14 protein-coding genes, 4 tRNA genes and 1 pseudogene are annotated in these 21,422 nt (G+C 59.4%); 13 read left to right on the top strand and 6 right to left on the bottom strand.

Features of this window, described 5'->3' with window-relative positions:
* A pseudogene (locus ACM110_RS14820) lies at positions 1-96 on the top strand (IS110 family transposase); the annotation flags it as partial.
* A 140-nt stretch (positions 97-236) separates the two neighbouring features.
* Here the strand turns inward: ACM110_RS14820 and ACM110_RS14815 are convergent.
* Positions 237-1,433, bottom strand: a complete 1,197-nt coding sequence (locus tag ACM110_RS14815; RefSeq protein ID WP_416128335.1) for an amino acid aminotransferase — start codon at positions 1,431-1,433, stop codon at positions 237-239.
* A 336-nt stretch (positions 1,434-1,769) separates the two neighbouring features.
* Here ACM110_RS14815 and uvrB point away from each other — a divergent pair, with 336 nt between their 5' ends.
* Complete coding sequence (gene uvrB, locus ACM110_RS14810) at positions 1,770-3,785, top strand: excinuclease ABC subunit UvrB (protein WP_416128334.1); 2,016 nt, start codon at positions 1,770-1,772, stop codon at positions 3,783-3,785.
* 110 nt (positions 3,786-3,895) lie between these two features.
* Here the strand turns inward: uvrB and ACM110_RS14805 are convergent, their stop codons facing one another.
* Positions 3,896-5,386: an MDR family MFS transporter gene (locus ACM110_RS14805; protein ID WP_416128340.1), complete on the bottom strand. Its 1,491-nt coding sequence runs from the start codon at positions 5,384-5,386 to the stop codon at positions 3,896-3,898.
* Positions 5,387-5,435: 49 nt separating this feature from the next.
* Positions 5,436-6,524: an HlyD family secretion protein gene (locus tag ACM110_RS14800; RefSeq protein WP_416128333.1), complete on the bottom strand. Its 1,089-nt coding sequence runs from the start codon at positions 6,522-6,524 to the stop codon at positions 5,436-5,438.
* Between the two features lie 230 nt (positions 6,525-6,754).
* On the opposite strand from ACM110_RS14800, the gene gltX reads away from it, so the two are divergent.
* From gltX to ACM110_RS14755, 9 genes are all read left to right on the top strand, one after another.
* Positions 6,755-8,236 (top strand): glutamate--tRNA ligase, encoded by a 1,482-nt coding sequence (gene gltX, locus ACM110_RS14795; RefSeq protein ID WP_416128332.1) that lies wholly within the window; start codon positions 6,755-6,757, stop codon positions 8,234-8,236.
* Between the two features lie 202 nt (positions 8,237-8,438).
* Positions 8,439-8,514 (top strand) — tRNA-Ala (locus tag ACM110_RS14790).
* Positions 8,515-8,593: 79 nt separating this feature from the next.
* Positions 8,594-8,669: transfer RNA gene (locus ACM110_RS14785), tRNA-Glu, on the top strand.
* A 53-nt stretch (positions 8,670-8,722) separates the two neighbouring features.
* Positions 8,723-8,798: transfer RNA gene (locus ACM110_RS14780), tRNA-Ala, on the top strand.
* A 79-nt stretch (positions 8,799-8,877) separates the two neighbouring features.
* A tRNA-Glu gene (locus tag ACM110_RS14775) sits at positions 8,878-8,953 on the top strand.
* 184 nt (positions 8,954-9,137) lie between these two features.
* Positions 9,138-9,677 carry a TetR/AcrR family transcriptional regulator gene (locus ACM110_RS14770; protein ID WP_416128331.1) on the top strand — a complete coding sequence of 180 codons (540 nt, stop codon included), beginning with the start codon at positions 9,138-9,140 and terminating at the stop codon, positions 9,675-9,677.
* A gap of 29 nt (positions 9,678-9,706) precedes the next feature.
* Complete coding sequence (locus ACM110_RS14765; RefSeq protein ID WP_416128330.1) at positions 9,707-10,540, top strand: alpha/beta fold hydrolase; 834 nt, start codon at positions 9,707-9,709, stop codon at positions 10,538-10,540.
* 48 nt (positions 10,541-10,588) lie between these two features.
* Positions 10,589-11,026 carry an acyl-CoA thioesterase gene (locus ACM110_RS14760; RefSeq protein WP_416128329.1) on the top strand — a complete coding sequence of 146 codons (438 nt, stop codon included), beginning with the start codon at positions 10,589-10,591 and terminating at the stop codon, positions 11,024-11,026.
* Positions 11,027-11,180: 154 nt separating this feature from the next.
* The gene (locus ACM110_RS14755; protein ID WP_416128328.1) at positions 11,181-12,140 is read left to right on the top strand and encodes a tRNA dihydrouridine synthase; all 960 of its coding nucleotides are present in this window, start codon (positions 11,181-11,183) and stop codon (positions 12,138-12,140) included.
* Between the two features lie 70 nt (positions 12,141-12,210).
* Here the strand turns inward: ACM110_RS14755 and ACM110_RS14750 are convergent, their stop codons facing one another.
* The 3 genes from ACM110_RS14750 to ACM110_RS14740 form a co-directional block, all read right to left on the bottom strand.
* Positions 12,211-14,487, bottom strand: a complete 2,277-nt coding sequence (locus ACM110_RS14750; RefSeq protein WP_416128327.1) for a nitric-oxide reductase large subunit — start codon at positions 14,485-14,487, stop codon at positions 12,211-12,213.
* A gap of 359 nt (positions 14,488-14,846) precedes the next feature.
* Positions 14,847-18,125 carry a PAS domain S-box protein gene (locus ACM110_RS14745; protein WP_416128326.1) on the bottom strand — a complete coding sequence of 1,093 codons (3,279 nt, stop codon included), beginning with the start codon at positions 18,123-18,125 and terminating at the stop codon, positions 14,847-14,849.
* A gap of 66 nt (positions 18,126-18,191) precedes the next feature.
* Positions 18,192-19,082 carry a LysR family transcriptional regulator gene (locus tag ACM110_RS14740; RefSeq protein ID WP_338585800.1) on the bottom strand — a complete coding sequence of 297 codons (891 nt, stop codon included), beginning with the start codon at positions 19,080-19,082 and terminating at the stop codon, positions 18,192-18,194.
* A 147-nt stretch (positions 19,083-19,229) separates the two neighbouring features.
* Here ACM110_RS14740 and leuC point away from each other — a divergent pair, with 147 nt between their 5' ends.
* Both leuC and leuD read left to right on the top strand, forming a co-directional pair.
* Positions 19,230-20,660: a 3-isopropylmalate dehydratase large subunit gene (gene leuC / locus ACM110_RS14735; RefSeq protein ID WP_416128325.1), complete on the top strand. Its 1,431-nt coding sequence runs from the start codon at positions 19,230-19,232 to the stop codon at positions 20,658-20,660.
* 2 nt (positions 20,661-20,662) lie between these two features.
* A complete protein-coding gene (gene leuD, locus ACM110_RS14730; RefSeq protein WP_416128324.1) occupies positions 20,663-21,307 on the top strand; it encodes a 3-isopropylmalate dehydratase small subunit in 645 nt (214 codons plus the stop codon).
* Positions 21,308-21,422 lie beyond the last annotated feature (115 nt).

Below are 21,422 nucleotides of genomic sequence, written 5' to 3'. Positions count from 1 at the left end.
ACCACGCAGGCCCTGGTGATACTGGCTCGCAAGCTTGCCCGGATCGTATTTGCACTGCTAAAAGGGCAAGGTGAATACCAACCGAAAGCAGGTTGAGGGCTTCCCCTCAACCATAGAATCTCCCACAATTGAATTGTGTGCAGTTTAGAGGGCTGAGCCTCGGCTTTGAGATTTATCTGCCACAAATAAAAAACGGGAAGCCCAATGGCGTCCCGTTTTTCGTATCACGACGCGCTTCAGATCACCTGAACGATGGCATCCGTAACGGCCTTGATGTTGCTCTGGTTCAGCGCGGCCACGCAGATGCGACCGGTGTCCAGGGCGTAGATGCCGAACTCGTTGCGCAGACGGGTCACTTGCTCAACCGTCAGGCCGGAGTAGGAGAACATGCCACGCTGACGACCGACGAAGCTGAAATCACGCTGAGGTGCGTTTTTCGCCAGGGTGTCGACCATCTGGGTGCGCATGCCGCGAATGCGCAGGCGCATTTCGGCCAGTTCGGCTTCCCACTGAGCGCGAAGTTCCGGGCTGTTCAGCACAGCAGCGACGATGCTTGCACCGTGGGTCGGCGGGTTGGAGTAGTTGGTGCGGATCACGCGTTTGACCTGCGACAGCACGCGCGCGCTTTCTTCTTTCGATTCGCTGACGATCGACAGGGCGCCAACGCGTTCGCCGTACAGCGAGAACGATTTGGAGAACGAGCTGGACACGAAGAAGGTCAGGCCGGATTCAGCGAACAGACGCACAGCAGCGGCGTCTTCGTCGATGCCGTCGCCGAAACCTTGATAGGCCATGTCGAGGAACGGCACGTGGCCTTTGTCTTTGACTACTTCCAGAACGTTTTTCCAGTCCGCCGGGCTCAGGTCCACGCCGGTCGGGTTGTGGCAGCAGGCGTGCAGCACCACGATCGAACCGGACGGCAGGGCGTTCAGGTCTTCCAGCAGGCCAGCGCGGTTTACGTCGTGGGTCGCGGCGTCGTAGTAGCGATAGTTCTGCACCGGGAAGCCAGCGGTTTCGAACAGTGCGCGGTGGTTTTCCCAGCTCGGGTCGCTGATCGCCACAACGGCGTTCGGCAGCAATTGCTTGAGGAAGTCGGCACCGATTTTCAGTGCGCCAGTACCGCCAACGGCCTGGGTGGTGATCACGCGGCCGGCAGCGATCAGCGGCGAATCATTGCCGAACAGCAGCTTTTGCACGGCCTGGTCGTAGGCAGCGATGCCATCGATTGGCAGGTAGCCACGGGAAGCGTGTTGAGCGACGCGAATCGTTTCGGCTTCGACAACGGCGCGCAGGAGTGGAATTCGCCCCTCCTCGTTGCAATAAACACCGACCCCCAGGTTGACCTTATTGGTACGGGTATCGGCGTTGAATGCTTCGTTGAGGCCCAGGATTGGATCGCGTGGTGCCATTTCGACAGCGGAGAACAGGCTCATTTTTGCGGCGGCTCTGAATGGAGAATGGAGGGACGTGTCGCGCTCCAGCCGAATGCACTAGAGCGGTGCACAAACGGGGAGCTAGTATAGAGGCCATCTGCGACACATGGCGACAGACGAATCGGCTTTTACGGTAAGTTTTTCCGATTATTTTTCGACCGTTAGTCGATTGACGTCGTCAAAGGCTTTACGTGTTGTAGGACGTTTGCCTTGAAAGCGATGGCAATCGGCTCCACATTGAGCGCAATCCAGTTTTTTCCTCGGGCGACATCGGTCGTTTGCGGTCTTTCTCGTTCGTGCCGGTTTTGTCGGCAAGAGTGATCCCAGAGGTTTTACATGTCTGAATTTCAGCTAGTCACTCGCTTTGAACCCGCCGGCGATCAACCGGAAGCCATCCGTCTGATGGTCGAGGGCATCGAAGCCGGGTTGGCGCACCAGACGTTGCTCGGTGTGACCGGCTCGGGCAAGACCTTCAGCATCGCCAACGTGATTGCTCAGGTGCAGCGCCCAACCCTGGTGCTGGCGCCGAACAAGACCCTGGCCGCGCAGCTGTACGGCGAATTCAAGGCGTTCTTCCCGAACAATGCCGTGGAGTATTTCGTTTCCTATTACGACTACTACCAGCCCGAAGCCTATGTGCCGTCCTCGGACACCTTCATCGAGAAGGATGCCTCGATCAACGATCACATCGAACAGATGCGACTGTCGGCGACCAAGGCGTTGCTGGAACGCAAGGACGCGATCATCGTCACCACCGTGTCGTGCATCTACGGTCTGGGCAGCCCGGAAACCTATCTGAAGATGGTCTTGCACGTGGATCGCGGTGACCGGCTCGATCAGCGTGAGTTGCTGCGACGCCTGGCCGACCTGCAATACACCCGCAACGACATGGATTTCGCCCGTGCGACGTTCCGAGTGCGGGGCGACGTGATCGATATCCACCCGGCGGAATCCGATTTCGAAGCGATCCGCATTGAGCTGTTCGACGACGAGGTTGAAAGCCTGTCGGCGTTCGATCCGCTGACTGGCGAAGTCATCCGCAAATTGCCGCGTTTCACCTTCTACCCGAAGAGCCACTACGTGACGCCCCGGGAAACCCTGATGGGTGCCGTGGAAGGGATCAAGGAGGAATTGAAGGAGCGTCTGGAATACCTGCGCTCCAACAACAAACTGGTGGAAGCGCAGCGACTGGAGCAGCGCACCCGTTTTGACCTGGAAATGATTCTTGAGCTGGGTTACTGCAACGGCATCGAAAACTACTCACGCTATCTGTCTGGCCGTGAAGCCGGCGCGCCGCCGCCGACTCTTTATGATTACCTGCCGGCAGACGCCTTGCTGGTGATCGACGAATCCCACGTCAGCGTGCCGCAGGTGGGCGCGATGTACAAAGGCGACCGTTCGCGTAAAGAGACGCTGGTCGAGTACGGTTTCCGCCTGCCGTCGGCGCTGGACAACCGGCCGATGCGTTTCGATGAATGGGAAAGCATCAGCCCGCAGACGATTTTCGTCTCGGCGACCCCGGGCAACTATGAAGCCGAGCACGCCGGGCGCGTCATTGACATGGTGGTGCGTCCGACCGGACTGGTGGACCCACAAATCGAGATCCGCCCGGCACTGACCCAGGTCGACGACTTGCTGTCGGAAATCGGCAAGCGGGTCGCTCTGGAAGAGCGGGTGCTGGTCACCACTCTGACCAAACGCATGGCCGAGGATTTGACCGATTACCTGGCCGATCACGGTGTGCGCGTGCGTTACCTGCACTCGGACATCGACACCGTGGAGCGGGTCGAAATCATCCGCGATTTGCGCCTCGGTACTTTCGACGTGCTGGTGGGGATCAACCTGCTGCGCGAAGGCCTGGACATGCCCGAAGTGTCGCTGGTGGCGATCCTCGATGCCGACAAGGAAGGCTTCCTGCGTTCCGAGCGCTCGCTGATCCAGACCATCGGACGGGCGGCGCGTAACCTCAATGGTCGCGCGATTCTGTATGCCGACCGGATCACCGGTTCCATGGAACGTGCGATCGGTGAGACCGAGCGTCGTCGCGACAAGCAGATCGCGTTCAACCTGGCCAATGGCATCACGCCAAAAGGCGTGTTCAAGGACGTTGCCGACATCATGGAAGGCGCCACCGTGCCGGGTTCGCGCAGCAAGAAGCGCAAGGGCATGGCCAAGGCTGCCGAGGAAAACGCCAAATACGAAGCGGAACTGCGCTCACCGGGCGAGATCGCCAAGCGTATTAAAGCTTTGGAAGAGAAGATGTATCAGCTAGCGCGGGATCTGGAGTTCGAAGCGGCTGCGCAGATGCGGGATGAGATTGCCAAGATGCGCGAGCGGTTGATCACTGTCTGACGTCCCCCTCTGTAGGAGCTGCCGAAGGCTGCGATCTCTTGATCTTGTTTTTCAGAAGCAAGGTCAAAAGATCGCAGCCTTCGGCAGCTCCTACATTGATTTGCGGTGAATCAATGGGCTTCCCCAGCCTTCAACCCCGCCGGCAACTTCTTCGTCAACAACACCGCCAACATGCTGATCCCCAGCGCAATCCCGACAAAATGAAACGCATCGTTGTACGCCATGATCGAGGCCTGTTGATGAGCAATCTCACTGAGCTTGCCCAGCGCCGCGTTTTCGTTGCCCAGCCGATCCGTCAGTGACGCAATGCGCTCGGCCACTTGCGGATTGCTCGGCACGATGGATTCGCGCAAGTAATCAAAATAGGTCTTGGTTCGCGCATCCAGCAGCGTGGCGAGGAGGGCGATGCCGATGGCACCGCCGAGGTTGCGCAGGATGTTGAACAGGCTGGACGCCGAACCCGCATCCTGCGGCAGGATGTACGCCGTGGCGATTAACGAAATCGTGACCATGATCAGCGGCTGGCCGAGCGCGCGGATGATCTGGATCTGATTGAACTGCGGTCCGGCGAAATCCGGATTCAATACACCCGAAGAAAAACTCGCCAGGCCGAACAAGCCGAAGCCCAGTGTGCACAGCCATTTCGGCGACACGTACTTCATCAGCTTGGGCACCAGCGGAATCAGGAACAGCTGCGGCACGCCCATCCACATGATCACTTCGCCAATCTGCAGGGCGTTGTAGTTCTGAATCTGCGCCAGGTACAACGGCAGCAGATAGATCGAACCATACAAACCGACTCCCATCCCGATACTGGATATGCTCGACAGGCCGAAGTTTCGATTACCGAGGATGCCGAGGTTGATCAGCGGATTGGGCTTGGAAAACTGCACGATCACGAAGGTGATCAGGCTGATCAGCGCAATGCTGCCGAGGGTCACGATCAGGTCCGATTCAAGCCAGTCCTTGCGATGACCTTCCTCCAGAAATACCTGCAAGCAACCGAGGCCGACGCCAAGGGTGACGATGCCGGTGTAGTCGGTGCTTTTCAGCAATTCCCAATGCGCTTCTTTCTTCTCCAAACCGTACATCAGGCCGGCGATCATGATCAGGCCGGGCGGGATGTTGATGTAGAAGATGTATTCCCAGCCCCAGTTTTCAGTCAGCCAGCCGCCCAGAGTCGGGCCGATGGAAGGCGCGAATGTGGCCGTCATGGCAAACATCGCCATGCCCTTGGCGCGATGGTGTTCGGGGAGTTTGATCAGCGTGAGGGTGAATGCCAGCGGAATCAGCGCGCCGCCGGTAAAGCCCTGCAAGGCGCGGAAGACGATCATGCTTTCCAGGCTCCAGGCCATGGAGCACAGCAAGGACGCGAACAGGAATCCGAGCGACACCCACACCGCCAGACGACGCGCCGACAGCAACTGAACCAGCCACGCGGTCAGCGGGATCATGATGATTTCCGCCACCAGATACGAGGTGGAAATCCACGAGCCTTCTTCCAGCGTTGCCGACAGTGCGCCCTGAATATCCTTGAGCGACGAGTTGGTGATCTGGATGTCGAGCACCGCCATAAAGGCGCCGAGCATCACACTCATCACCGCAATCCAGTCCCGCCGCGTCGGCTCTCCGACCGGGCGGATCAGTTGATCACCGGCCATCGTCAGCGGCGTCTTTGCTGCTCAATTTGGCGCGTTCGTTTTCCGGGGCGTCCTTGATGTTCACCTTGGCGGTGACCGACATGCCCGGGCGGATTTTGCCGCGCAGCGGGTTGTCGGCGACGAAGGTCAGTTTGACCGGAATCCGTTGCACGACTTTGGTGAAGTTGCCGGTGGCGTTGTCTGGCGGCAACAGGCTGAACTGCGCGCCCGAGGCGGCGAACAGACTATCGACCCGCGCTTCGATCGGCGTGTCGCCATAGGCATCGAAGGTCAGCTCGGCTTTCTGGCCGGGCTGCATGTGGCCAATCTGGGTCTCTTTGAAATTGGCCTGAATCCAGATGTCTTCATCGGGCACGATCGACAATAGATAAGCGCCAGCCTGTACATATTGACCATTGCGCGCGGCACGCTGGCCGATCAGGCCACTGATCGGCGCGTGAATATCACTGCGGGTCAGGTTCAGTTCGGCCTGGGCCAGATCGGCCTTGGCATTGGCTATCTGCGCGTCGAGTCGTTTGATTTCAGCGGTCAACGCGTTGACTTGCTGGCGTTGCCCCTGAGCATCCGCTTGGGCTTTGGTCAGTTGCGAGCGGGCGATGTGATTGTCGGCGGAGAGGGTGGTCACGCGCTCTTCCGAAACATAACCGGGCTTGCGCAAGGTTTCGGCGCGGTTCAGGTCGATCTGTGAGCGGCCGAGGCTGGCCTGGCTGGACGCAACTTGCGCATCGCTGGCGGCGATCAGGCTGGCCTGTTGGGTCAGCTTGCTCTGGGCTTGCAGGCGTTCGGCCTGGCGGGTGGCGAGCGTCGCGTTGGCGCGGTCGACGGCGAGGCGGAAGTCATCGCCTTCGAGCCGGATCAGCAACTGGCCTTTCTCGACGTGCTGGTTGTCCTGCACCAGCACCTGATCGATGCGCGCGCCCAATTGGCTCGACACACGGGTGATCTCGCCCTGGACATACGCGTTGTCCGTGCTCTCATAAAACCGCCCTTTAAAGAACCAATGGGCAAAGAAGCCCCCGGCAATCAGCAGGACGAGCAGCAGGAAAATGGACAGGCGACGCTTGAGTTGGGCAGGCATGGGGCAAACTGTAGTCGAGAATATGTAAGGAAAGTTATCAGCAGGCGAATCTGGCATACAGCCGATAAGCGGTAAATGCCCTCGACTGATATTCGGCCATTCACCGCGCCATAAGGGCGTTACAGACGCAACCTTGGCTTAAATGCCCTGTTCACTGGAGCCGGGCGGGGTCCGCCTGTTACCATTCGCCTCTTGTTTGCACTTCGCTTTTATTCTTTTCGAGACATGCCATGACCACCGTCCGCACTCGCATCGCGCCATCGCCTACCGGGGATCCCCACGTAGGTACCGCCTACATCGCCTTGTTCAACTACTGCTTTGCCAAGCAGCATGGCGGTGAGTTCATCCTGCGGATCGAAGACACTGACCAATTGCGTTCGACCCGCGAGTCCGAACAGCAGATCTTCGACGCCTTGCGCTGGTTGGGTATCGACTGGAGCGAAGGCCCGGATGTCGGCGGCCCGCACGGTCCATACCGTCAAAGCGAGCGCGGCGATATCTATCAGAAGTACTGCCAGCAACTGGTTGACCTGGGCCATGCCTTCCCGTGCTTCTGCACCGCCGAAGAGCTTGACCAGATGCGCGCCGAGCAAATGGCTCGCGGCGAAACCCCGCGTTACGACGGCCGGGCGCTGTTGCTGTCGAAGGAAGAAGTCGCGAGTCGCCTCGCCGCTGGCGAACCGCACGTAATCCGCATGAAGGTGCCGAGCGAAGGCGTCTGCGTGGTGCCGGACATGCTGCGTGGCGACGTTGAAATCCCGTGGGATCGCATGGACATGCAAGTCCTGATGAAGACCGACGGCCTGCCGACGTACTTCCTGGCCAACGTGGTCGACGATCACCTGATGGGCATCACCCACGTGCTGCGTGGCGAAGAGTGGCTGCCATCGGCGCCGAAACTGATCCTGCTTTACGAATACTTCGGCTGGGAACAACCGGAGCTGTGCTACATGCCGCTGCTGCGTAATCCGGACAAGAGCAAGCTGTCCAAGCGCAAGAACCCGACCTCGGTGACGTTCTACGAGCGCATGGGCTTCATGCCTGAAGCGATGCTCAACTACCTGGGTCGCATGGGCTGGTCGATGCCGGACGAGCGCGAGAAGTTCTCGTTGCAGGAAATGGTCGATAACTTCGACCTCAAGCGCGTGTCCCTCGGCGGGCCGATTTTCGACATCGAGAAACTGTCGTGGCTCAACGGCCAATGGCTGCGTGACCTGCCGGTGGAAGAGTTTGCTTCGCGGGTACAGAAGTGGGCACTCAACTCCGAATACATGATGAAGATCGCTCCGCACGTGCAGGGCCGGGTTGAAACCTTCAGCCAGGTTGCACCGTTGGCCGGGTTCTTCTTTGCCGGTGGCGTGAACCCGGATGCCAAGCTGTTCGAATCCAAGAAGCTCTCGGGCGATCAGGTTCGTCAGTTGATGCAGTTGATCCTGTGGAAACTCGAAAGCCTGCGTCAGTGGGAGAAGGACAGCATCACCGCAACCATTCAGGCTGTTGTGGAATCCCTGGAGTTGAAGCTGCGTGACGCCATGCCGCTGATGTTCGCTGCGATCACCGGTCAGGCCAGTTCGGTGTCGGTGCTCGATGCGATGGAAATCCTTGGGCCGGACCTGACTCGTTTCCGTCTGCGCCAGGCCATCGACCTGCTGGGCGGTGTGTCGAAGAAAGAAAACAAAGAGTGGGAAAAGCTGTTGGGCAACATTGCTTAACGAAGTTTGACCCCATGTAGGAGCTGCCGAAGGCTGCGATCTTTTGATCCTGTTCTTCGGCGGTACCCCGGATTTTCGGGGGAAGGGCGGTAAGTGGTTGTTATGCCGACAAAAAGTTTTGATTTTTTTCAAAAATAAGTTTGACAGGCTTTCGATACGCCCTTAAGATTCGCCCCGTCCTCAGCGATGACATCAACGATGAGGGGCTATAGCTCAGCTGGGAGAGCGCTTGCATGGCATGCAAGAGGTCGACGGTTCGATCCCGTCTAGCTCCACCAATTTACACTTCAAGGTCTGGCCACACCGGCCTTGAAGCGATCAACACTCAGCGTTGATCTGTTGTATAGAAGGGTTTGCGTCCCCTTCGTCTAGTGGCCTAGGACACCGCCCTTTCACGGCGGTAACAGGGGTTCGAGTCCCCTAGGGGACGCCAGTTTTACAGAAGCGATGTTGCAAGATGTCGCTCCGCCGCGAGGCGAAAAATCCGGGGCTTTAGCTCAGCTGGGAGAGCGCCTGCATGGCATGCAGGAGGTCAGCGGTTCGATCCCGCTAAGCTCCACCAATTTTACAGTTCAAGGTCTGGCCACACCGGCCTTGAATCGATCAGCTCTCAGCACTGATCAGTTGTATAGAAGGTTTGTGTCCCCTTCGTCTAGTGGCCTAGGACACCGCCCTTTCACGGCGGTAACAGGGGTTCGAGTCCCCTAGGGGACGCCACGATTACCCGCTCTGCGGGATTTTATAAGGGTCATTCAATTATTGAATGGCCCTTTTGTTTGTCTGGCGTTTGGCCAAATCTCCCTCTTTCTTTCAAACTGTTCTTCAGACCAGCGGTCACATCCACGACTTGCAGAAAATTATTATGAGAATAATATTCTAGTCGTAATATTCGGAGGCAACGATGAACGATAAAAAAGCTCAAACCCGCGAACGCATCCTCAAGGCCGCCAGTGCAGCGCTGATTCAGCGTGGCCCGGCCGAACCGAGCGTGGGCGAAGTGATGGGCGCAGCCGGCCTGACGGTCGGTGGCTTCTATGCGCACTTCGAAAGCAAGGACGCGATGATGCTGGAGGCCTTCAAACAATTGCTGGGTCGCCGTCGTGACTTGATTGCCGACATGGATGCCGAATTGACCGGTGAAGAGCGTCGCGCCTTGGTCGCTGCGTTCTATCTGTCGCGCAAGCATCGCGATTCCAGCGAGGCGGCGTGTCCGATTCCGGCCTCGATCGGTGAGCTTGGGCGTCTGCCCGAGACTTTCCGAATCGCGCTGAACGAACACCTGGAGTTGATGGTCGCGCAGTTGGCGGCCAGTCCGGAGGACACCGACAAAGCTTTGGCCGACATGGCCTTGATGGTGGGAGGCCTGGCGCTGGCACGCGCGCTGGGGCCAGGTGATTTATCTGATCGATTGTTGCGCGCTGCCAAGACCGCGGTGCGTTGACCTGAAGGCGACAGCCTGAGGATAGAGCGATGAGCACGTTGAAGTGGGTTCGTGGCGTTAATGGCACCTTGGGTTGGTTTGCGCCGAAGCTGGTAGCGAGCAAAATGCGCGTGGCATTCATGACACCGCGAAATTTCCAGCCGGGTGATTGGGAGCTGCCGCTGCTGGCCAAATCCGAACGGATCACTCTGCGCTTTGGTCTTTCGGCATTGCGTTGGGGGCAGGGGCCAACGGTGCTGCTGATGCACGGCTGGGAAGGCCGGCCGACGCAGTTTGCCAACCTCATCACCGCACTGGTCGATGCCGGTTATACCGTGGTTGCCCTCGACGGTCCGGCACACGGTCGTTCGCCAGGCACCGAGGCGAATGTCGTGTTGTTCGCCCGTGCCATGCTTGAAGCCGCCGCTGAATTGCCGCCGCTGCAAGCGGTCATCGGTCACTCCATGGGCGGCGCCAGTGCCATGCTGGCCGTGCAATTGGGCTTGCGCACGGAAACGTTGGTCAGCATCGCCGCGCCAGCACGAATCCTCGGCGTACTGCGTGGTTTTGCCCGCTACGTGCGATTGCCACCGAAAGCGCGCTCGGCGTTCATTCGTCAGGTCGAAAAAGACGTGGGCATGCGTGCTGCCACGCTGGACGTCGCGCACTATCAACTCGATATGCCGGGCCTGATCGTCCATGCCGAGGACGACAACTTTGTCTCGGTCAAGGAATCTCAACTGATCCACGAAGCCTGGTTCGACAGCCGACTGTTGCGCCTGCAAGAGGGTGGCCATCAGCGGGTACTGGCTGACCCCCGGGTGATTGATGGCGTGTTATCACTGCTGGCCGGTCGCAGCCTGCAATCGCGCCAATCGGCCTGAGCATCCGTTACACTGCCCCGGTCGAAATTATCTGACCGGGAGTGGGGCATGGGCTGGGATCGGGCAACGCCGTTTATCATTGATCTGCAAGTAGGCGCCGAAGACATCGACGGGCTGGGCCACGCCAATAATGCGGTGTACGTGACGTGGCTCGAACGTTGTGCCTGGCGCCATTCCCAGCGACTTGGCCTGGACCTGGTCGAATACCGTCGGCTGGACCGGGCGATGGCGGTGGTGCGGCACGAGATCGATTACCTGGCCGCAGCCTATGAGGGCGATGAGCTGCAATTGGCGACCTGGATCGTCGATTGGGACCAGCGCCTGAAAATGACCCGACACTTCCAGTTGAAGCGCCCGAGTGACAATTCGACGTTGCTGCGCGCGCAAACCACATTCGTTTGCATAGAGCTGTCCACCGGCAAGCCCAAGCGCATGCCGACCGAATTCATTGAAGGCTACGGCCCGGCGTTGCAAACTCCGGCCTGACACAATTTGTGTAGGAGCTGCCGAAGGCTGCGATCTTTTGATCTTCAAGAAGCAAAATCAAAAGATCGCAGCCTTCGGCAGCTCCTACAGGGTTTACCTTTTCAAGAGTGAAAACCAGTAAACTGCCGCACGTTTTTCGTTGAGTGTGTTTTTCATGCAAATTGCTTTGGCGCCCATGGAGGGGTTGGTCGACGACATCCTGCGCGACGTGCTGACCCGAGTGGGCGGCATTGATTGGTGTGTGACCGAGTTCATCCGGGTCAACGACCAGTTGCTCACGCCGGCCTATTTCCACAAGTTCGGCCCGGAGCTGCTCAACGGTGCCCGCACCGCGTCCGGTGTGCCGCTGCGCGTGCAGTTGCTGGGTTCTGATCCGGTGTGCCTGGCGGAAAACGCCGCGCTGGCCTGCGAGTTGGGCTCGGAAGTGATCGACCTGAATTTCGGTTGCCCGGCCAAGACCGTGAATAAATCCCGTGGCGGCGCAGTTCTGCTGAAAGAACCTGAACTGCTGAACCAGATCGTCGAGCACGTCCGTCGCGCCGTTCCGGCGCACATTCCCGTCACCGCCAAGATGCGCCTGGGCTTCGACAGTCCTGACGGCTCGCTGGTTTGCGCCACGGCTTTGGCCGAAGGCGGCGCTGAACACATCGTGGTTCATGCCCGCACCAAGGTCGACGGCTACAAGCCGCCAGCACATTGGGAATGGATTCCGCGCGTGCAGGACGTAGTCAAAGTACCGGTGTTCGCCAATGGCGATATCTGGAGCGTCGAAGACTGGCGCCGTTGCCGCGAAATCAGCGGCGTTGAAGACATCATGCTCGGTCGCGGTCTGGTTTCGCGTCCTGATCTGGCGAAGCAAATCGCCGCCGCGCGGGCCGGTGAAGAGGTTGTGAAAATGACCTGGGCCGAGCTGCTGCCGCTGATCCAGGACTTCTGGCTGCAAGCCAAGGCGCAGATGACAGCGCGTCAATCGCCGGGCCGCTTGAAGCAATGGCTGGCGATGCTGACGCGCAATTATCCCGAAGCCGTCGAACTGTTCACCGTCCTGCGTCGCGAGACAGAGCTGGATAATGTCTCGCGTTTGCTGGGGTTGCCGGTGGCTGAAGCGGCCTGAAAAATCTCTGAGTAATCTCTTCCAGAGCAACAAGAAGGGCGCCAATGGCGCCCTTCTTTGTGTCTGCGATTCAACGTTGACCGGTGAACGTCGCTGTTTCGATTGCACGGGGATGCCGGGACGAAAACAGCAAGCCGCCAGCAATCTGCCAGATCACCGCAAACGCGCCGACCAGGAACACGATGTCACCGAACGTGCGCACCCAGCGCAGAGTTTGCAGCAGGTCTTGCTGCATGAACGCTTCGCTGCGGGCGTACCACAGGCCTTGGCTGGCGCTGGCGTAAAACTGCAGGATGCCAATCGGCAACAGGCTGGTGACGATCATCAGCATCAGGCCGCCGTTCAGCCACCAGAAGCCGGTGTTCATCAGTCGATCGTTGAACTGCAGATTCGGTCGCAGGTAATGCAGGATCAGCAAGCTGAAGCCCAGCGCCAGGGAGCCATAAACCCCGAACAACGCCGCGTGTGCGTGCAAGGGCGTGGTGTTCAAACCCTGAATGTAATACAGCGCGATCGGTGGGTTGATCAGGAAGCCGAATACTCCGGCGCCCAGCATGTTCCAGAACGCGGTAGCGATGAAGAACTGCAACGGCCAACGCAGTCGTGCCATCCACGGTGCGCGCTCCTTCAGGCGCCAGTTTTCCCAGGCTTCATAGCCGAGCAAAATCAGCGGCACCACTTCCAGGGCGCTGAAGGTTGCGCCGACAGCCATCACCGGCGTGGTGGTCCCGGCGAAGTAGATGTGGTGGAACGTGCCGGGTACGCCGCCGAGCATGAACAGCGAGGCCGAGCCGAGGGTGGCGGTGGTGGCCAGGCGTTTGGAGACCAGCCCCATGCTGGTGAAAATGAAAGCCAGGGCAGTGGTGGCGAACACTTCGAAGAAGCCTTCGACCCACAGATGCACGACCCACCAACGCCAGTACTCCATGACCGAGAGGTTGGTGCGCTCGCCATAGAACAGGCCAGCGCCGTAGAACAAACCGATGGCGATGACCGACGCGGCCAGCAAGGCCAGCAGGTTTTTGTCGCCAGGCTGGCGCAAGGCCGGGACCATCGCGCGCAACATCAGCACCAGCCAGAACACGATCCCGGCGAACTTGGCGATTTGCCACAGACGACCGAGGTCAACGTATTCGTAACCCTGATGACCGAGCCAGAAGCTCCATTGCGCCGGCATCAGTTGAGCGATGGCTAGGAAGTTACCGGCATACGAGCCGACCACCACCAACACCAGTGCCCAGAACAACACATCCACGCCGAGCTTCTGCCATTTCGGGTCTTTGCCGCCGTTGATGAACGGCGCCAGGAACAGTCCGGCCGCGAGAAATCCGGTGGCGATCCAGAACATCGCACTCTGCAAATGCCAGGTTCGGGTCAGCGAGTAGGGGAACCACTTCGATAGCGGCACACCATAAAAATCCTGGCCCTCGACCGTGTAGTGCGCGGTCAGGCCGCCCATCAGTACCTGGAAGCCGAACAGTGCACCGACCAGCAACAGGTATTTGCCCAGGGCCTTTTGCGAAGGCGTGAGTTTGATCAGGCTCAACGGGTCCTGTGCCGGAACGTTGGGTTCGCCTTCCTCGTGATTGCGCAGGAACGCCCAGCCCCAGACCAGAAAGCCAATACCCGCCAACAGCACGACGATGCTGACGATCGACCAGACCATGTTTTCCGCGGTCGGGTGGTTTTCGATCAACGGCTCGTGGGGCCAGTTGTTGGTGAATGTCGCGCTTTGGTTGTCGCGTTCGGTGGCGGCAGCCCATGCGGTCCAGAAGAAAAACTGCGTCAACTGCTGGCGTCGGGCGGCGTCGGGCAGGGTGTTTTCTTTCATGGCAAAGCTTTCGCGGCTGTGATGCAGCGAAGGGTCGTTGCCGAACAGATCGTGGTAATACGCAGCGGTTTGCGCGATGGCCTGGACACGGCGCTCGCTGAGCACGAGCGTGCCGTCGACCAGTCGGTTGCCACGGTACTCGCGTTTGAGTTGATGACGCAGCAAGGCCTGCTGGTCGTCATCGATATCCTGATAAGCCTTGGCGTAATTCTGCTGCGCCGCCAGGTCCAGCCAGGCGAGCAATTCGCGGTGCAGCCAGTCGGCGGTCCAGTCCGGTGCCTGATAGGCGCCGTGGCCCCAGATCGAGCCCAGCTGCATGCCACCGATGCTTTGCCAGGCGGTTTGGCCATCAAGAATATCGTCGGAACGGAAAAGGGTTTTGCCCTCGACGCTTTGTACCTGATCGGGAATCGGCGGTGCCTGTCGATAGATCTCGTGACCGAACCAGCCGAGCAGGCAGAAGGTCACGCCGAGGACGCCAATCAGCGACCACCATAATTTGCGGTATTCACCCATGGATCACCTCAATGTCAAAAAAAAGCGCCCGCATAACGAGTATGCGGGCGCAGAAAACCCGGCCGTGTGATCGGGAAGAGACGCCGGGGTGTTGCCAGGGAAAATGATCGGTTGTCGCGATCATTGACTAGCGGGGGCGAGACGTTTGTTCGCCATGGGATGAATGTACGGTGCACCCGATACTGCGTCACTCCTACACAGGGTCAGTGGCGTCATGTCTGGGTTTTAATGATTCATACGAAGGTATGGCGTCGCGATAGCTGAAAGGTAGGAGCTGCCGAAGGCTGCGATCTTTTGATCTTTTTTTACAATCAGAATCAAAAGATCGCAGCCTTCGGCAGCTCCTACAGGGGTGCGCGTTATCGCAGCAATTTTTGAAACTCTTCCACCGGCAACGGCTGGCTGTGCAGATAGCCCTGATAAAAGTGACAACCCAGCCCCTGCAAAAACTCCAGCTGCTCTGGCGTCTCGACGCCTTCGGCAATCACTTTCAGTTCCAGGCTGCGGGCCATGGCGACGATGGCGCGGATGATCTCGGCGTCGTTGGGGTCGGTGGTGGCGTCTCGGATGAACGACTGGTCGATTTTCAGGGTGTCGACCGGCAGACGCTTGAGGTAAGTCAGCGATGAATAACCGGTGCCGAAGTCGTCCATGGCGAAACTGACGCCGAGCTTTTTCAGACGACGCATTTTGCTGATGGTGTCTTCCAGGTTCTGGATGACGATGCCTTCGGTGATTTCCAGTTTCAGCAGCGAGCAGGGCAAGCCGTAGCTGGCGAGGCTTTCCTCGATGCGCTCGACGAAGTCGTTCTGGCGGAACTGCCGTGGGCTGATGTTCACGCACAGGCTGAAATCGAGTGGGTCCACCAGACCGTTGGCAATCATCAGGTGGCAGGCCTGGCACGCTTCGTCGAGAATCCAGGTGCCGACCTCCAGGATCAGGCCACTGTCTTCCAGTACCTTGATGAACTCGGTGGGCGATTGCGCGCCGAGCTCCGGATGGTTCCAGCGCACCAGCGCTTCGGCGCCGACGATGCGGTTATCCCGCGCATCGAGCTGCGGTTGGTAATGCACGCGGAACTCGCCGCGGGACAAGGCCAGGCGCAGGTCGGTCTCCATGCGCAAGCGCTCGCTCGCGGCCTTCTGCATGGTGTTGTGATACATCTGCGCGGTATTGCGCCCCGAATCCTTGGCGCGATACAGGGCGATGTCGGCACGCTTGAGCAGGTCGGTCGGTGTGGAGCCGTGATCGGGAATCAGCGCGATGCCGATACTCGGCGTCACTTGCAGGCGCTGGCCGTCGAGGAACATTGGCTCGGACAGCAATTCGCGCAAGGTATCGGCCAGTTGCCGCACCTGGGCGCTGACGTCGTTGCGCGAACCTTCAAGACCGCTGAGCAACACCACGAATTCATCACCGCCCAGGCGCGCGACGGTGTCTTCCATGCGCACGCTGGCTTCCAGGCGTGCAGTGATGATTTTCAGCACCGTGTCGCCCACCGGATGGCCGAGGGAGTCATTGATGTGCTTGAAGTGGTCGAGGTCGAGGAACATCAGCGCGCCGCGCAGGTTATGTCGCTTGAGCAGGGCGATTTGCTGGCTCAGGCGATCCATCAGCAGGGCGCGGTTGGGCAGGTTGGTCAGCGGGTCGTGGTAGGCGAGGTGGCGGATCTGAGCCTCGGCGTTTTTCAGCAGGCTGACGTCCCGCGCAGTCAGCAGCAGACACGCGGTTTCGTTGAGGGTGATCGGTTCCACCGAGACTTCGACGGTGAGCAACTCGCCGCGCTTGTTGCGCCCGAGCATTTCCTGATGATGAACCCGGCCCTTGATCTGCAGTTCGGCCAACAGCGCCGAGCGTTGCTTCTCTTCAGCCCAGATGCCGACCTGATAAACCGTGCGGCCGATCACTTCATCGGCGCGGTAACCGGTCAAGCGGCAGAAACCGTCGTTGACCTCCAGATAGCGCCCGGTGTCGCGTTCGGTGATGGTGATGGCGTCGGGGCTGGAGTGAAACGCCTTGGCGAATTTCTCTTCACTGGCCTTCAGCGCTGCTTCCGAGCGCTGTTGTTGGGTGATGTCGCGCAGGGTGGTGACGATGCACGGCTGGTCGCCGACGCTGATCTGGCGGCTGGAAATCACGCAGGTCAGGGATTGCCCGTCCTTGTGCTGGACGAGAATCGCCACGTTGTTCAGGCCTTGTTCGCGAATCACCTGTTCGATTCGCTGCAAGCTTTTCGCCGAGGCATCCCACAAGCCGATTTCGTCGGCGCTGCGACCGATCACGTCGGCGGCGCTCCAGCCGAAGGTTTGGGTGAAGCTGGAGTTGATCTCGATGAACTGGCCGGTGTCCTGGCGGGTCACGCAGATCGGGTCCGGGCTGACCTGGAACAGCGTGGCGAATTTCTCTTCGGAAGCCACCAGCCGTTGTTCGCGTTCGACCTGGTCGGTGATGTCGAGCAGGGTGCCGGCCATGCGCAGCGGCAGGCCGTTTTCATCGCGATAGAGGCGGGCGCGGCTTTCCAGATAGCGCGAGCTGCCGTCCGGCAATTGCACGCGATAGGTCAGTTGATAGTTGCCGGCCGGACCTTCGCGCAGACTGCGGTAGGCGTCTCGCATGGTGTCGCGTTCCTCGCCGGGCACGCCTTCGAAGAACTCGTCGAAAGATTCATGGAATGGCTTGGCGTCCAGGCCGTGCAACTGCGCAGCGCGGGCCGAGCCGTAGAGCATGCCACTGGGTATGTGCCAATCCCAGGTGCCCAGTTGCGCTGAATCCAGCGCCAGGTCGAGGCGTTCCTGACTGTCTTTGAGTGCGTGTTCGGCGGCCTTGCGGTCGGTGGTGTCGAGGAATGTGCTGAGCAAATACGGCTGGCCCTCGAGTTCGACCTTTTGTGCGCTGAGGATGCCGTCATGAATCTGTCCGTTACTGGCGCGAAACTGCACCTCCATGCTGGTCAACTCACCCTTGGCTTTGGTCGCCGTGACCAGTTGCGCCCGTTGCTCGGGGTGCACCCACAGGCCCAATTCCAAAGTGGTGCGGCCGATCGCGTCCTGCACCGGCCAACCGAACAGGCTTTCGAAATACTGGTTGGCTTCGGTGATCAGGCCGTCTTCCTGTCGGGTCAGCAGGACCATGTTCGGGCACAAGTGAAACAGCGTGGCGAAGCGTTTTTCCGAACTGCTCAGGGCCTGTTCGCGCTGGCGCTGGTGGGTGATCTCGCGGATCACGCCGATCATCCGGGGCCGACCGTGTTTGTCCGGCAGCAGGCTGCCGTTGATCTCCAGCCAATGCAGGCTGCCGTCGGGCCAGCGAATGCGGTGGTGCATCGCATGCTCCAGCGGTGCGCCGGCAATCACTGCGTGGAAGGCGCGGACGGTTTTCGCCCGGTCTTCGGGGGGCAGCAAATCGAGGTATTCCAGATCTTCCGGCAGTGGTTGCCGTGGATCGAAACCGAATAGCGCCTGCGTACCCCGCGACCAACTGATCTGCCCGCGCTCGATGTCCCAATACCAGGCGCCCAAACGTGCGCCGTTCAGGGCTGCCAGCAATTGTGGGGCACTTTCCCAGCTCTGCTCGGAGCGTTTGGGGTCAAGTGCCTGGATGCGCGGCATCGGCGGAATACGGTCAACAGATTTCGGCATTGGCAAGCCTTAGGCTGAATTGGCTATTTGTGACAGGTTTTCGCAGCTCTATAGGAGTAGCACAACTTAGCCTTGAGTCCCTGGCAGATCGATTTGAGCGTCCAGCAAGGCCATGAAGGCCCGTGCGGCATTCGACAGCGTCCGTTCCGTGTGCAGGATATAGCCTAGCTGGCGAGACAGTTGTATGCCCGGCAAAGGTATTCGCGCAACTTGATCATCGAGCATGGTGCGCGGCAGCACGCTCCAGGCCAGGCCAATCGACACCATCATCTTGATGGTTTCCAGGTAGTTGGTGCTCATGGCGATGTTTGGCGTCAGGCCCTGGGCCTCGAACAGGCGCTGGACGATGTGGTGGGTAAAGGTGTTGCCGCCGGGGAATACGGCCGGGTGTCGGGCGATATCCGCGAGGCTGACCTTGCCGTTATTGAGCAGCGAGTGCTCCGGCGCGACCACGAAATCCAGCGGGTCGTCCCATACCGGCGTGGCCTTGACCAAGGCGTGGGGCTCCGGCGCCAGGGTAATCACCGCCAGTTCCGCGCGGCCATGGAGGATTTCTTCGTAGGCCACTTCCGAATCGAGAAACTGAATATCCAGCGCGACCTCGGGATAACGTCGGGTGAACTCCCTTAATAAGGGTGGCAAACGGTGCAGGCCGATGTGGTGACTGGTGGCGAGGGTCAGACGACCGGTCACCTCGCCGGTGAGGTTGGTCAAGGCGCGGCGCGTATCATCAAGGACATTCAGAATCTGGTAGGCCCTTGGTAGCAGGGCGCGACCGGCCTCGGTCAGTCCGACTTCGCGGCCCAGTCGATCGAACAGTCGTACCTTCAATTGCTGCTCCAGCCCGGCGATGCGCTTGCTGATCGCCGGCTGTGTCAGGTGCAGCCGTTCGCCCGCGCCGGAGAAACTTCCGGTCTCGGCGATGGCAATAAAGGCATTGAGGTTGGCCAGGTCCATGGTCGTATTCCAGTTGGTTATCCAAAGCATAAAAAATATGAATTTGAGTTATTTAATGTAACCCCATAGGATCAGCCTCACAAGCCAAAGGGTTATTGAATTACTCAAGATCCAGGGCATAGAAACAAGCTGATGAGGAACCGTCTGATGGCCGGCAAAACGCTCTACGACAAGCTCTGGGATTCGCATTTGGTCAAGCAGCGCGACGATGGCTCTGCGCTGATCTACATCGATCGTCACATCATCCATGAAGTGACCTCGCCGCAAGCCTTTGAAGGCCTGCGTCTGGCCGGGCGCAAGCCTTGGCGCATCGATGCCAACATCGCAACCCCGGACCACAACGTACCGACCACCCCTGAGCGCAAGGGCGGCATCGAAGCCATTGCCGACCAGGTCTCGCGTTTGCAGGTCCAGACCCTCGACGACAACTGTGATGAATACGGCATCGTCGAATTCAAGATGAACGACATCCGCCAAGGCATCGTCCACGTCATCGGTCCGGAGCAGGGCGCTACCTTGCCGGGCATGACCGTGGTCTGCGGCGACTCCCATACCTCGACCCACGGCGCATTCGGCGCTCTGGCTCACGGTATCGGCACTTCCGAGGTCGAGCACGTGCTCGCCACTCAGTGCCTGGTCGCCAAGAAAATGAAAAACATGCTGGTGTCGGTCGAGGGCAAATTGCCGTTCGGCGTGACGGCCAAGGACATCGTCCTCGCCGTGATCGGCAAGATCGGCACCGCCGGCGGTAATGGCCACGCCATCGAATTCGCCGGCAGCGCGATTCGCGATCTGTCCGTTGAAGGCCGCATGACCATCTGCAACATGTCCATCGAGGCCGGCGCTCGCGTAGGTCTGGTGGCGGCTGACGAAAAAACCGTGGCTTACGTGAAGGGCCGTCCATTTGCCCCGAAAGGCGCGGAATGGGATTTGGCCGTCGAGGCCTGGAAAGACCTGGTGTCCGACGCCGATGCGAAGTTCGACACCATCGTCGAGCTCGACGCGACCCAAATCAAGCCGCAAGTCAGCTGGGGCACTTCGCCTGAAATGGTGTTGGCTGTGGATCAGAATGTGCCGGATCCCGCGAAGGAAATGGACCTGGTCAAGCGCGGTTCCATCGAGCGTGCCTTGAAATACATGGGTTTGACCGCCAATCAGGCGATCACCGACATTCAGCTGGATCGCGTGTTCATCGGTTCCTGCACCAACTCGCGGATCGAAGATTTGCGCGCTGCGGCCGTGATCGCCAAGGGCCGCAAAGTGGCCTCGACCATCAAGCAGGCCATCGTGGTGCCGGGCTCGGGTCTGGTGAAGGCACAGGCTGAATCGGAAGGCCTGGACAAGATTTTCCTCGAAGCCGGTTTCGAATGGCGCGAGCCAGGTTGCTCGATGTGCCTGGCGATGAACCCGGACCGTTTGGAGTCCGGCGAGCATTGCGCCTCGACGTCCAACCGTAACTTCGAAGGCCGTCAGGGCGCCGGTGGTCGTACTCACCTCGTCAGCCCGGCCATGGCCGCCGCCGCCGCTTTGAACGGTCGTTTCGTCGACGTCCGTGAATTGATTCAGGGAGCGCAGTAAGCATGAGAGCATTTACCCAACATACTGGACTTGTCGCGCCTTTGGATCGTGCCAACGTCGACACCGACCAGATCATTCCGAAGCAGTTTTTGAAGTCGATCAAGCGCACCGGTTTCGGCCCGAACCTGTTCGATGAATGGCGTTACCTGGATGTGGGGCAGCCATATCAGGACAACTCCAAGCGCCCGTTGAACAAGGACTTCGTCCTCAACGCCGAGCGTTATCAAGGCGCCAGCGTGTTGCTGGCCCGCGAGAACTTCGGTTGCGGCTCCAGCCGTGAGCACGCGCCATGGGCACTGGAAGAGTACGGTTTCCGCAGCATCATCGCGCCGAGCTACGCCGACATCTTTTTCAACAACAGCTTCAAGAACGGCTTGCTGCCGATCATCTTGAGCGACGCTGAAGTCGATGAACTGTTCCAGCAGGTCGAGGCCAATCCGGGCTATCAGTTGCAGGTCGATCTGCAAGCCCAGACCGTGACATGTCCGGACGGCAAGGTGTTGAACTTCGAAATCGACGCGTTCCGCAAACACTGCCTGCTCAACGGTCTGGACGACATCGGCCTGACCTTGCAGGACGGCGATGCGATTGCGACGTTTGAAGCCAAGCACCGTGCGAGCCAGCCTTGGTTGTTTCGCGACGCTTGATTTTGCGTAAGGCGTGATGACGCCATCGCTGGCAAGCCAGCTTCTACAGAGATTTGCGGTGTTCACAAAACCTGTGGGAGCTGGCTTGCCAGCGATGAGGCCCGAATGAACACCC

It is taken from the genome of Pseudomonas sp. NFX98, assembly GCF_047784845.1.
Classification (GTDB): domain Bacteria; phylum Pseudomonadota; class Gammaproteobacteria; order Pseudomonadales; family Pseudomonadaceae; genus Aquipseudomonas.
This window is presented reverse-complemented; position numbering and strand designations above follow the sequence as displayed.